We start from the raw sequence: 12,730 nt of genomic DNA, 5'->3' as shown, positions 1-12,730 counted from the left end.
GCTTACCTCCTGTTTGCAATAATATTAATAGAGCATTACCGTTTTTTCTACCAACTTTTATTTGCAACTTAAAGTTTTTATGTAAACTTACGGTTGCAACTTTAATATTAATGTAAAAAAGGTATATTTATTGTCATTCCTATTACTCCACATAAGATTCCAAGCCCCATACCGAAAAGAACATCTCTTAAAAAATGGACTCCTCCAACAACTCTTATATACATAAGAAGAACTCCAAGAATTAAAACAAAAATACCATAATAATAGTTAATAAATAAACAAGAGCTGGCTATAAGAAAAGCAGAAAAAACATGCCTGCTTGGAAAAGATTTACCTTTAGTATCCTTATCCAAAACAGGAGTAATATTAAAAACTTCATATGGTCTTTTAAAATTAAATAGTTTTCTAAAAAAACTTAAAAAAACAAAAGGAATAAAAGTAGTAAGAACAAGTCTTAATACAAAATCTTTCCCCATAAGAAATCCTATTATCAAAAAAACAGGAAAAGAAATAAATACAGAATATGTTACTATCTTATCAAGAATATTAAGCCTTCTTTTTTTAGCTAAATCTTTTTTATATGGTTCATAAAGTTTTAAATAAAAATTCTTATCCATTCGCTCTCCCTAATCATTTTTTAGATAATCTTTAACTTTTTTTGCCAAAGCTTCATTCATCCCGTCAACTTTCATAATCTCTGCTAATGAAGCATTCTTTATTTCCTCTAAGTTTTTAAAATGAGTAAGTAAATTTCTACATTTTACTTTTCCTATCCCCTCAATTTCTTCCAATGTAGTTTTTAAGAAACTTTTACTTCTTAAGTTTTTATGATAATCAATAGCATATCTATGAACCTCTTCACTTATATCATTAAGAAGTTTTTTTGCATATTCAAAATCTTTTATGTTTCTTACTTCTTCGTTATCTTTAACAACCTCCTTTAATTTATGTTTGTTGTTTTTTCCAAGCCCTAAAACTTTAATATTAAATCCAAACGTATCTACAACATTTTTTATTGCATTCACATGACCTATTCCACCATCTACAAATATAATATCAGGAAGAGGTAAAAACCTTGCATTTTCATCTTGTTCTTCCATTTCTTTTCTTGCTCTGTTAAGTCTTCTGAATACTACTTCAACCATGCTTCCGTAATCATTTGGACCTTCTACTGATTTTATTCTAAACTTTCTGTAAGCTTTATTATTCCTTTTTGCTCCGTCAAACACTACCATAACACCGACGCTATCAACTCCAGAAGTGTTTGAAATATCATATGCTTCATATCTAAAGTTACCTTCTTTTATTATTCCAGCATAATCATTTATTTCTTCAACAGCTTTCTTTTCCATAAGTATTCTTTGTTTTTCTTTGCCTACAATATTTTCAAGATTTAATTTTGCATTATCAGTAGCAAGTTTTAATAATTTTTTCTTTTCTCCTCTTATAGGAACTTTAATTTGGACTTTTGTAGTTTTTAATTCACTAAGAAGATTTTGTATATTTTCAACATCATCAAACTCCCTTTCTACCAATATAAGAGGAGGAATAAAAGGAGTATTTGTATAAAATTGTTTTACAAAAGCAGACAAAACTTCTCCTGCATCTTTTTCGTTTTGCCCTTTTAAAATATAATTCTCTCTTCCTACAATTTTTTTATCCCTTAAGGCATAAACCTGTACACAAGCCATATCTTCCCCCATTGCAAGACCAAGTATATCCATGTTGTCTGCTGTGGCATTAGAGACATTCTGCTCGCTTTTAAGCCCTTTTATTGCAAAAATCTTATCTCTTACCTTACCGGCATTTTCAAAGTCTAAATTTTCGCTGTAAGCATTCATTTTACTTTCAAGACTTGATATTATTTTACCTGTTTTACCATTTAGAATATCTGTTATTTCTTTTATATATGAATTATATAAGTCTTTATTAACATTTCCCTGACAAACTCCAAGGCATTGTCCGATATGATAATTTAGACATACATTACCCTTTTTAACGCCATACTTTAATTCTTTCTTACACATTGCAATTGGGTACAGTTCATTTATTGTACTTACTGTTTTCTTTGCATATGTTGCATTTGCGTATGGTCCAAAATATTTATTTCCATCATTTACATATTTTCTTGTTATAAATAATTTTGGATATTCATCTTTTGTTGTAAGCTTAATATATGGATATGTTTTATCATCTCGCATTAAAATATTATAATAAGGCCTGTATTTTTTTATTAAGTTACACTCTAAAATCAATGCTTCCATTTCGTTGGAAGTAATAATATATTCAAAATCAGCAATATTCTCAACCATTTTAAGAACTTTAGGTGTATGATTTGAATTTTTTCTAAAATATTGGGTTACCCTATTTTTAAGCACCTTTGCTTTTCCAACGTAAATAATAGTGCCATTCTCATCTTTCATAAGATATACGCCACTATTTTGAGGAAGAAGTTTTATTTTTTTATTTAAATTTTCACTGAAGTTTTCTCTCATAAAAATACCTTTAAATTATTGATTTTTCTACTTGGTTATTATATCATATAATTTAATAAAACATAGGAGTATGACATGAAAAGTAATTTTAATGAATTAAGAGCAAGTAATGACAAGTATGACATATATGTAACAAAAAAAGTTTTTTTAGGATATACTTTAAAAAAATTTTTAAAAGGAACCTTTTATGATTTGGTTCAAAAAATTGATATAAACGAAAATTTAACAAGCGAAGAACTTGATAAAATTGCATACAACATGCTTGACTAAAACAGAGTTATTCTCTGTTTTTTTTATATTTGAAATTTTTTTACATATACTACTATTATGAGTAGCGATAAAAAAGGATATATTGCAACGATAATAATGAGTTTAATAATGGGAATGCAGTATATCTTTATAAAAGATTTAATAAAATTATCCCATAATAATGTTTTTTTAGTTTTAAGCATAAGATTTTTTATTGCATTTATATTTATGCTTTTAATTTTTTATATAAGAAAAATAAAAATTCATCTGTCTTTTAAAAATAAAGATTTATTTAGACTGTCTTTTTATAATCCGGTAATAAATTTTTCTTTTCAAACAATAGGTGTAATGTTATGTCCCGTAACAACCGTAAGTGTTCTTATAGCCCTTATTCCAATTGCAAATGTTATAGTAAGTTATTTTTTATTAAAAGAAAAACCAACCTTAAAAGAAAGTATGTTTATGGGAATATGTGTTTTAGGTACGCTCATTGCAAGTGTTTCATCTTCAAATAGCAATAAAACCGAATTTGCTTTTTTAGGAACCATGCTTATTATTTTATCTATTTTTTCAAGAGCCTACTATCAAGGAAAACTAAAGAAGCTTAAAATTAAAGACATAAATACAGTATCAATTTACCAAATTTTTTATGGATTTATTGCCTTTACAATAATGTTTTTTGTTTTCTTATTTCTAAACCCTACAATAGATATTTTAGAAATAATTTTTCTTAAAGATTTTATCTTTGGAATACTATATCTATCCCTGCTTGCAACAATACTTGTATTTTACTTAAATAATTATGCAGTAAAAAGTATAAGCGTAATAAGTGTTGGGCTTATGAATAATATAACCGTTTTAATATCAACTCTTGCAGGAATAATATTCTTAGGTGAAAAATTCACCATAATTCAAGTTATAGGTTTATTTATGATACTTCTTGGAAGTTTGTTATATTATAAAAACAAAAAAGATGCATAAAGCATCTTTTATCTTTCATCAATAGGAATATACTCTCTTTTTTCTTGAACATTCATATATGCAGGTCTTATAATCTTGCTTGCATTTATAAGTTCTTCAAGTCTATGAGCAGACCAACCGGAAATTCTTGCAATTGCAAATAAAGGAGTAAATAATTCCTTTGGTATACCTAACATTTTATAAACAAATCCACTGTAAAAGTCTATATTAATACAAATGTCTTTATATGTTTTAAATCTTGAAGCTATAATTTCAGGAGCTAATCTTTCTACCAATTCATATAATTCAAATTCTTCTTTAAGCCCCTTTTCTTCTGATAATTTTCCAACAAAATACTTAAATATCAATGCTCTTGGGTCAGAAGAAGAATATATACCATGACCTACACCATAAATTAAACCTTGTTTATCAAAAGCATCTTTATCCAAAATCTTATTTAGATAACGTGAAACCTCTTCTTCGTCTTTCCAGTCTTTAACTGCTCTTTTAAGTTCTTCAAACATATTTACAACTTTCACGTTTGCACCACCGTGTTTTGGACCTTTTAAAGATGCAAGAGAAGCCGCAACGGCAGAATATGTATCCGTACCTGAAGAAGATACTACATGCATTGTAAATGAAGAGTTATTTCCTCCCCCATGTTCTGCATGTAAAACAAGAGCCAGATCAAGAATTCTTGCTTCAAGTTTTGTATATTTGCTGTCCGGACGAAGCATGTGTAAAACATTTTCCGCTGTTGAAAGGTCTGGTTTTGGAGAATGAATGAATAAACTTTCTCCGTTATTATAATGCATACTTGCTTGATATCCGTATACTGCAATCATAGGGAAAATTGATATTAAATGAATACATTGTCTAAGAACATTATCGATTGAAATATCATCAGGATGTTCATCATAAGCATATAGCGTTAATACACTTCTCGCCATAGTGTTCATAACATCAACACTTGGAGATTTCATTATAATATCCCTAACAAAAGAAGGCGGTAAACTTCTATATTTTGCAATTTGAGCCTCAAATGATTTAAGTTCATCTTTTTTAGGCAGCTTTCCAGTAAGAAGCAAATATGTTACTTCTTCAAAACCAAATCTGTTATCTTCAATAAATCCGTCAACCAACGATTCAACAGGAATGCCTCTGTATCTTAAATATCCGTCTATTGATGTTTTTTTACCGTCTACTATTTTACTTCCGCAAACATCAGATATTTCTGTAAGCCCAGTTAAAACACCAACACCGTTTTTATCCCTAAGCCCTCTGTTTACATTATGTATCTTATAAAGTTCTTGATCAATAAAACAGTTATCTTCACATGTCTTACTTAATTTTTTTATTTCAGGCGTAATATCAGAGAAATTTATTTCTGTTCCTTTATGTTTCATTTTAGCCCTCCTTTGTTTGATAAAATTATATTATTTATGTCTTGAATTTAACTTAGCAAATATGTCCTCTATATTTACATCTCTGTCATTTAAAAGTACCAACAAATGATATATAAGGTCGCTTGCTTCCCCTATAATTTCTTCTTTATTATTGTTTTTAGCGGCAACAATAGTTTCCGCACTTTCTTCACCAATTTTTTTACAAATCTTATCTATACCTTCAATTAAAAGATATTGTGTATAAGAACCTTCATATTTTGTAGGCATCTTTTCAAGATTTTTTATTCCTTCTTTTCTTTCATTTATTGTATCTTGAATTGTAAATAAGATTTCTGCACTTTCATCTTTATCAGCTTTTACTATATCATTGAAAAAGCAGCTTTCACTTCCTGTATGACAAGTTGGCCCGTCAGGATTTGCATTTATAAGCAAAGTATCATTATCACAATCACTAGCAATACTTACAACATTTAAATAATTCTTACTGCTTTCTCCTTTTAACCATTGTGTTTTTCTGCTTCTTGAATAAAAATTAACTTTTCCTGTTTTTAATGTATCATTATAAGCCTGTTCGTTCATATAACCAAGCATAAGAACTTTTTTAGTCTTATAATTTTGAACAATAACGGGTAAAAGTCCGCTTTCATCCAATTTAAAATCTTTAAATTCCATTTTATATCCTCATTTCTATATCATTATCTTTTAAATATCTTTTTAAATCCATTATATCTATTTCACCAAAATGGAATACACTGGCAGCAAGAGCCGCATCTGCTCCGCATCTTAAAACTTCCAAGAAATGTTCCATTTTTCCTGCTCCTCCAGATGCAATAATAGGAATAGATAAAACATCATTTAACTTTTCTATTAACTCAAGATCAAACCCGTCTTTTACACCGTCAGTATCAATGGAATTAATACAAATTTCACCGGCTCCAAGGTCTTCACCTTTTTTTGCCCATTCAATTGCATCAATATGAGTATTTTCTCTACCACCTTTTACATAAACATCCCAACTGTTTTTTTCATTTCTCTTTGCGTCAATAGATAAAACAACGCACTGGGAACCAAATTTTTTTGCTCCGTCACTTATTATGCTTGGATTCACAACAGCGCTTGAGTTTACGCTTATCTTATCGGCTCCGGCTAAAAGAACTTTTCTAAAGTCCTCTACCGTTCTTATTCCTCCTCCGATTGTAAAAGGAATAGAAACCTCTTTTGCTATATTTTCAACTGTATGAATAAAGATATCTCTTTCATCGCTTGATGCAGTTATATCATAAAACACAAGCTCATCGGCACCAAGCTTAGAGTAATTTTTCCCAAGTTTAACAGGATCATCAACATCCTTTATATTTGCAAAATTTTTACCCTTAACAACTCTGCCATGATCAACATCAAGACAAGGTATAATTCTTTTTGCTAACATACCAAATCCTCTACTTTAAATTTATTTTCATATAATGCCTTACCTACAATAACAGCATAAGTATCGTTTTCTCTTAATTTATTAATATCCTCAAGAGAAGATATTCCTCCTGAAACGACAATATTATGTTTTGTAGCTTCACTTAATCTTTTGTAAAGCTCAAAGCTTGGACCTGAAAGCATTCCGTCTTTTTTTATGTCCGTAACTACAATGCTTACAAGAGGTAAATCTTTTATTTTTTCAAGGTAATCCCATATTAAAATACCGCTGTTTTCACTCCAGCCTTTTATATATACATATTCATCTTTAACATCTAATGAAAGACTGATTTTATATGGGTATTTATCTGCCATTTCCTTCAAAAAATCAAAATCCTTAACAGCCTTTGTTCCTATGGACACCCTATCAACACCGATATCCACATATTTTTTTATTTGTTCTTCTCCTCTGATTCCTCCGCCTACTTCAACTTTCATGTTTGTATTTTCTATAATGCTTTTTATAACATCATAGTTTTGCATCTGACCAAGTAAAGCAGCATCCAAATCGACTACATGAAGATATTTAACACCTTTTTTTTCAAAATCTTTTGCAACCGACAAAGGGCTGTCAAAGTAAACTGTCTCTTTGTCATAATCTCCTTGTGAAAGTCTTACACATTTACTGTTTCTTATATCTATTGCTGGATAAATTATCATATTTATTCTCCCAAAAAGTTTAAAAGTAATTTTTCTCCTGTCTTATCGCTTTTTTCAGGATGAAATTGCATACCTATAACATTACCATTTCTAACGACTGCAGGAACTTTATAATGATATTCACTGTAAGCAATTAAGTTTTCATCATTCATCTTATCTGCGTGATAAGAATGAACAAAGTAAACATATTCTCCGTTATTTATGCCTTTAACAATGTTATCTTCTCTATTAATAACAAGTTCATTCCATCCCATATGAGGAACTTTATATTCTTTAGGTATATCAAAAGGAACAATTTCTCCTTTTATATAACAAAGACCTTTATGCTCTCCCATTTCATAACTTTTTTCAAATAATAACTGCATTCCAAGACAAATCCCAAGAAGATACTTACCTTCCTCTACCCAGTTATCAATAAAGTCTATCAAGTCATTTTCTACTAAACCTTCCATCCCATCCCCAAAAGCTCCAACGCCTGGAATAATAAGTTTATCGCATTTCGAAAGAACGTCTTTGTCATTTGTAATAACACTGTCAAATCCAAGCCTTAAAAGAGCATTGTATACATTCTTTAAATTTCCTGCACCGTAATCTATAATACCTATCATAATACACCTTTACTTGAAGGAATTTCATCACTTGTAATTGTAACAGCTTCTTTTAAAGCTCTGGCTAAAGCTTTAAAGATAGCTTCACACATATGATGATTATTACCTTTGTCTAATATTTTTATATTAAGATTAAGCCCTCCGTTTATGCAAAATGCATATAAGAAGTCTTCTAATATTTCAGTTTCAAAGTCACCTATTCTTTCAACATTAAAAGGATTTTCATATACAAGATATCCTCTGCCGCTAACATCAACACTTACTCTTGCAAGAACTTCATCCATAGGAACGAAAAAAGTTGAATATCTGTTAATGCCTCTTTTATCTCCTACCGCTTCTTTAAAGCATTTACCTAAAACAATCCCTATATCCTCTACGGTATGATGATTATCAACTTCAAAATCACCTTTTGCCTTAATGTCTATATCAAATTTTGAATGAGATGCAAAAAGAGTAATCATGTGATTAAAAAAACCTACCCCCGTATCAGCATAAACATTACCACTTCCGTCTAAATTCAAATTAATTTCAATGTCGGTTTCTTTTGTTATTCTATGTTCATAACTTGATCTCATTTAGAAAACCTCCTTTATTACTTCAATAAGTTCATCGTTTTCTGCTTTGCTTCCAACTGTTATTCTTACTATATTTTCAAGGCTTTTACCATATGCCCTTATAGATATGCTTTTCTTTTCGCATTCTTCATAAAGTTTATATGCCTTATCACTTCTTATTGTTATAAAGTTTGCGTTTAGTGGAAATATAAATACTCCTTCACACTCTTTTAGTACATCGACTATCCTGTCTCTTTGTTCCTTTATAACTTCTATTTCATCTTCTATGTATTTATGGTTTTCAACCAAAACCTCTCCTGCTGTTTGAGAAGTAACTGATAAATTATATGGAGCTTTTGCGGCATATAAGAAATCAATAACTTCTTTATTTGCAATTATAAACCCAACTCTTAGTCCCGCACCGCTAAATGCTTTGGATAAGGTTCTTAAAATTATTACTCTATTACTGTAATCAAGCAAATCAAGGTTTTCACCTTCTGCAAAATGAATATATGCTTCATCTATTACAACCATAGCACTTGTATTGTCAATAACTTTTTTTATGTCATCCTTTGAATACAAATATCCTGTTGGATTGTTTGGTGTGCATATATAAATTATTTTTGCATTCTCTTCATTTGCTCTTTTTATTAATGTATCAATATCAGGAGTAAAATCTTCTTTATCACTTTCTATTCCAATATATTTACCCTTTGCTAAAATAGCCGCTTGACCATACATTGAAAAAGTAGGATCACAGCTCATTACAACATCATCTTTATCCACAAAGGTAGCACTGATTATAGTAATACCTTCATCTGAGCCTGAAGTTGCAATCAATTTATCCATATCAACATTTATTAAATCTGCATATGCTTTTCTTAATTTTTTTGCATCAGGATCCGGATAACGATTTATATTGATATTTTTCATTTTTTCAATAAAATCATTTTGAAGTTTTGTTCCAAGAAAATTTTCATAATGCTCATTTGCATTTAATATTATTCTGTAATCCTGTCCCGCAGCCTTGTAACATTCATAATCTTTTAAGGCTGGAACAACAAGCTCTCTTATATCCATTATTCAAATCTCCTTTCAACAGCTTTTGCATGGGCCGTAAGCCCCTCTTTGTTTGCAAATGCAATGATTTTATCTTTATGCTTCATAAGTTCTTCTCTTGAATAATAAACTATACTTGTTCTTTTCATAAAATCATAAGTTGATAATGGGGAATAAAACTTTGCTTTACCTGATGTAGGAATTGTATGATTTGAGCCTGCAAAATAATCTCCCACAGGTTCAGGAGTATATTCACCCATGAATACACTTCCTGCATTTTGGACTTTATCTATATAGTCAAAAGGATTTTCAAGAGATATTTCCAAATGTTCCGGTGCTATTTCATTCGCAACATCAAAGGCTTTGTCTATATCTTCAACAAGGAATATCATTCCGTAATTTTCAACAGCTTTTGAAGCTATATCTTCTTTTGTAAGTTCTTTTAATTGTCTGTATACTTCTTTTTCAACTTCTTTTGCCAATTTTTCGCTTGTAGTAACCAAAATACAAGCCGCATTCTCGTCATGTTCTGCTTGAGATAATAAGTCAGCAGCAACATAAACAGGATTTGCATTTTCATCGGCAATCACTAAAACTTCGCTTGGTCCGGCAAGCATATCTATATCTACATCACCATAAACTTTTCTTTTTGCTTCTGCAACAAATAAGTTTCCAGGACCACAAATTTTATATACGGGTTTTATGCTCTCAGTTCCATAAGCAAGAGCCGCTATTGCTCCGGCACCACCTGATAAGTAAATTTCATCAACTCCGCAAACATAAGCCGCAGCAAGAATATTTTGATTTACTTTTCCTTCTTTATCAGGAGGAGTAATAAGGGCAATTTCCTTTACTCCAGCAACTTTTGCAGGTATCGAATTCATAAGAACGGTTGAAGGATAAGGACTTTTCCCTCCTGGAATATATAATCCCACTCTTTCGATAGGAGTAACTTTTTGAGTTAGTCTTTTTGTTCCTTCATCCATATCAAAATGAGAATATTTTTGGTTCTTATGATATTTTTCTATATTTTCTTTACTCTCTTTTAATACTTCAATAAAATATTCATCTGCATTTTCATATGCTTTTTTTATTTCTTCTTTATCAACTCTTAAACTTTTAACTTCAACATGGTCAAAGTCTTTCATCATTCTTTTTAAAGCTTCATCTTTATTTTCTTTTACGTCATTAATTATATTTTCAACAATTTTTTCTACTTCGTTTAACTTATTACCATGTCTTTGTAAAATTTCTTTTAATATATCTAAATAATTTTCTTTATTTTTTAAATCTATTATTTTCATATTTTTACTCCATTCTTTCATTTGCTGCTTTTAAGTTTTCTATAAATGGTTTTAATGAAGAATGTTTCATTTTTAAACTTGCTTTATTTACGATAAAAACAGAATATATATCAAAAATTTCTTCCAATACACAAAGTCCGTTTTCTTTTAAAGTAACCCCGCTTTCAACAATATCAACTATTACATCTGACATTTTAAGAAGGGGTGCAAGCTCAACGGAACCGTTTATTTTTATAATTTTTGCTTTTATTCCAAGTTTGTCAAAATATTCTTTTGCAATATTTACAAATTTTGAAGCAGCAACAATTTGCTTCATATTCTTTACATCTGTGCCTTTAAATCCTGCAACACACATTTTACATTTTCCAATATTTAAAGGGAACAATCTATATACGTCAGGATTATCTTCAAGAAGTATATCCTTACCTACAATACCACAATCACATACTCCGCTTTCTACATATATAGGAGTATCACTTGGTTTTACAAGAACCATTTGTACACTGTTATCATCGCTGTTTAAAATAAGTTTTCTATTCAAATCAAATTCGGAAAAAGTAATACCGAATTCATTAAACAACTTTATGGCTTGTTTTGCTACTCTTCCTTTTGCAACTGCTATTTTTATCATATTACTCTCCTAAAATATCTAATAATTCATTTTCTTTTAAGGTTTTATTATTTTCTTTTGCTACAACCTTAAAGCTCTTATCTGCTACCATTGAAACATTATAGCCTTTTTGTCTTAATTTATTTGAAACTTCAATACCTTTTTTACTATCGCTTTCCAAACAATGAACTATATAATCAACACCAAAGAATTTTGTATCTTCTTTAAGTATTTGAGAAGTTAAATCTAAGTTTTGACTAAACCCACATGCACCTTGTCTACCTGCGAATTTCTTTGCAAGTCTGTCATACCTTCCCCCTGTAATGATTTCTCCTCCGGCATCAATAGAATAAACCTTAAACATTATTCCACTATAATAATGCATTGCGTTTGTAAAACCTAAATCTAAGTAAACAAACTTATCAAGACCATGAATTTTTAAAAGTTCATAAACGCCTTCAATTTTATCAAGAGCATTATTCATTTTATCATTAACGGCTATGTCTCTTGCTTTATTCATTACATCTTCAAAGTCACCAAAAAGCATACATATATCAATAAGTTTATCTAGATATTTTTTATCTATATTTCTTCCGTCCAAAAAGCTTATTAAGTCTGCACTGTTTTTTTGTTCTATGTATTTATGAACAGTTTCTACCTCTTCTTTTTTTATTTCATGTATTTCTTCTATAAGTCCGTAAACAAAATCTGCATGAGATAAATCAAGTCTTATATCTTCAATTCCAAGAGCAAAAACACTATTAAGAGCAAGTGCAATAATGTCACTGTCTACTAAGTCACTTTCTTTTAAGAAACATTCAACTCCTGTTTGGTTAATTTCATCTAAAGTATAATCTTTAAATTTATTTCTAAATACTTTTGATTCGTAAAAATATTTTTCGCTTTCTTTATTTTTCATATTAGCAACAGTTTTTAAAACATGAAAGGTTGCATCAGGTCTTATTACAAGAATATTACCTTCCCCATCAATTAATTTTAATTGTTCATTGCTATGACTGATATCATATTTTTTATATAAATCATAAGGCATAAACATTGGTATTGTTATTTGTTCATAACCATATTTTTTATATAGCATACTTAAAGTATCTTTCATAAACGCATATTTTTTTTGAGTATTGTCTTCTTTTTGTAACATATAAACCTCCCCCAGCTTACAAGTTAAGTATAATTAATTCATTATATCATATTTTATCTATATGGGAAACATGAATAAGTAAAAATTCAGAAAATTTAATCTATTTATATTTATAAAATCAATTTAAATAGTTATATCCTTATAAATCCAAAAAAAAGCTAACAAAACAAATAATTTTTATAAAATTTTATTTATATTT

Annotated in this window: 14 protein-coding genes; 2 read left to right on the top strand and 12 right to left on the bottom strand. The window is 29.4% G+C overall.

What is annotated here, in order from left to right:
- Nucleotides 1-107 precede the first annotated feature (107 nt).
- The gene (locus ACTQYZ_RS02740) at nucleotides 108-617 is read right to left on the bottom strand and encodes a phosphatase PAP2 family protein (protein WP_441415970.1); all 510 of its coding nucleotides are present in this window, start codon (nucleotides 615-617) and stop codon (nucleotides 108-110) included.
- Between the two features lie 9 nt (nucleotides 618-626).
- Complete coding sequence (gene uvrC, locus ACTQYZ_RS02735; RefSeq protein WP_441415969.1) at nucleotides 627-2,495, bottom strand: excinuclease ABC subunit UvrC; 1,869 nt, start codon at nucleotides 2,493-2,495, stop codon at nucleotides 627-629.
- 75 nt (nucleotides 2,496-2,570) lie between these two features.
- On the opposite strand from uvrC, the gene ACTQYZ_RS02730 reads away from it, so the two are divergent.
- Nucleotides 2,571-2,765, top strand: a complete 195-nt coding sequence (locus ACTQYZ_RS02730) for a hypothetical protein (RefSeq protein WP_441020698.1) — start codon at nucleotides 2,571-2,573, stop codon at nucleotides 2,763-2,765.
- Between the two features lie 57 nt (nucleotides 2,766-2,822).
- Nucleotides 2,823-3,725 carry a DMT family transporter gene (locus tag ACTQYZ_RS02725; RefSeq protein WP_441415968.1) on the top strand — a complete coding sequence of 301 codons (903 nt, stop codon included), beginning with the start codon at nucleotides 2,823-2,825 and terminating at the stop codon, nucleotides 3,723-3,725.
- 8 nt (nucleotides 3,726-3,733) lie between these two features.
- Here the strand turns inward: ACTQYZ_RS02725 and ACTQYZ_RS02720 are convergent, their stop codons facing one another.
- Genes ACTQYZ_RS02720 through ACTQYZ_RS02675 form a run of 10 tightly spaced genes read right to left on the bottom strand, consistent with a single transcriptional unit; the run spans nucleotide 3,734 to nucleotide 12,531 of the window.
- Entirely contained in the window at nucleotides 3,734-5,110 is a 1,377-nt protein-coding gene (locus ACTQYZ_RS02720; protein ID WP_441415967.1) for a citrate/2-methylcitrate synthase, read from the bottom strand.
- Nucleotides 5,111-5,140: 30 nt separating this feature from the next.
- Nucleotides 5,141-5,782, bottom strand: a complete 642-nt coding sequence (hisIE, locus tag ACTQYZ_RS02715; RefSeq protein WP_441020702.1) for a bifunctional phosphoribosyl-AMP cyclohydrolase/phosphoribosyl-ATP diphosphatase HisIE — start codon at nucleotides 5,780-5,782, stop codon at nucleotides 5,141-5,143.
- 1 nt (nucleotide 5,783) lies between these two features.
- Nucleotides 5,784-6,539: an imidazole glycerol phosphate synthase subunit HisF gene (hisF, locus tag ACTQYZ_RS02710; protein ID WP_441020703.1), complete on the bottom strand. Its 756-nt coding sequence runs from the start codon at nucleotides 6,537-6,539 to the stop codon at nucleotides 5,784-5,786.
- Nucleotides 6,533-7,237 carry a 1-(5-phosphoribosyl)-5-[(5-phosphoribosylamino)methylideneamino]imidazole-4-carboxamide isomerase gene (hisA, locus tag ACTQYZ_RS02705; RefSeq protein ID WP_441020704.1) on the bottom strand — a complete coding sequence of 235 codons (705 nt, stop codon included), beginning with the start codon at nucleotides 7,235-7,237 and terminating at the stop codon, nucleotides 6,533-6,535. Before hisA ends, hisF begins: the two co-directional genes overlap by 7 nt.
- Nucleotides 7,238-7,239: 2 nt before the next feature.
- A complete protein-coding gene (gene hisH, locus ACTQYZ_RS02700; RefSeq protein WP_441020705.1) occupies nucleotides 7,240-7,845 on the bottom strand; it encodes an imidazole glycerol phosphate synthase subunit HisH in 606 nt (201 codons plus the stop codon).
- On the bottom strand, nucleotides 7,842-8,420 hold the full coding sequence (hisB, locus tag ACTQYZ_RS02695; RefSeq protein ID WP_441020706.1) for an imidazoleglycerol-phosphate dehydratase HisB: 579 nt from the start codon (nucleotides 8,418-8,420) through the stop codon (nucleotides 7,842-7,844). The genes hisH and hisB overlap by 4 nt, the downstream gene beginning before the upstream one ends.
- Complete coding sequence (hisC, locus tag ACTQYZ_RS02690; RefSeq protein WP_441020707.1) at nucleotides 8,421-9,479, bottom strand: histidinol-phosphate transaminase; 1,059 nt, start codon at nucleotides 9,477-9,479, stop codon at nucleotides 8,421-8,423.
- Entirely contained in the window at nucleotides 9,479-10,762 is a 1,284-nt protein-coding gene (hisD, locus tag ACTQYZ_RS02685; RefSeq protein WP_138268045.1) for a histidinol dehydrogenase, read from the bottom strand. Before hisD ends, hisC begins: the two co-directional genes overlap by 1 nt.
- Nucleotides 10,763-10,766: 4 nt before the next feature.
- Nucleotides 10,767-11,393, bottom strand: coding sequence for an ATP phosphoribosyltransferase (hisG, locus tag ACTQYZ_RS02680; RefSeq protein WP_138268044.1), 627 nt, complete (start codon nucleotides 11,391-11,393; stop codon nucleotides 10,767-10,769).
- 1 nt (nucleotide 11,394) lies between these two features.
- Nucleotides 11,395-12,531, bottom strand: a complete 1,137-nt coding sequence (locus ACTQYZ_RS02675; protein ID WP_138268043.1) for an ATP phosphoribosyltransferase regulatory subunit — start codon at nucleotides 12,529-12,531, stop codon at nucleotides 11,395-11,397.
- Nucleotides 12,532-12,730 lie beyond the last annotated feature (199 nt).

This window comes from Anaerofustis sp. LCP19S3_F7 (assembly GCF_052119445.1).
GTDB classification, from domain to species: Bacteria; Bacillota; Clostridia; order Eubacteriales; family Anaerofustaceae; genus Anaerofustis; species Anaerofustis butyriciformans.
Note: the sequence above shows the minus strand (reverse complement) of the source record. Positions and strands in the feature narration are given on the sequence as shown.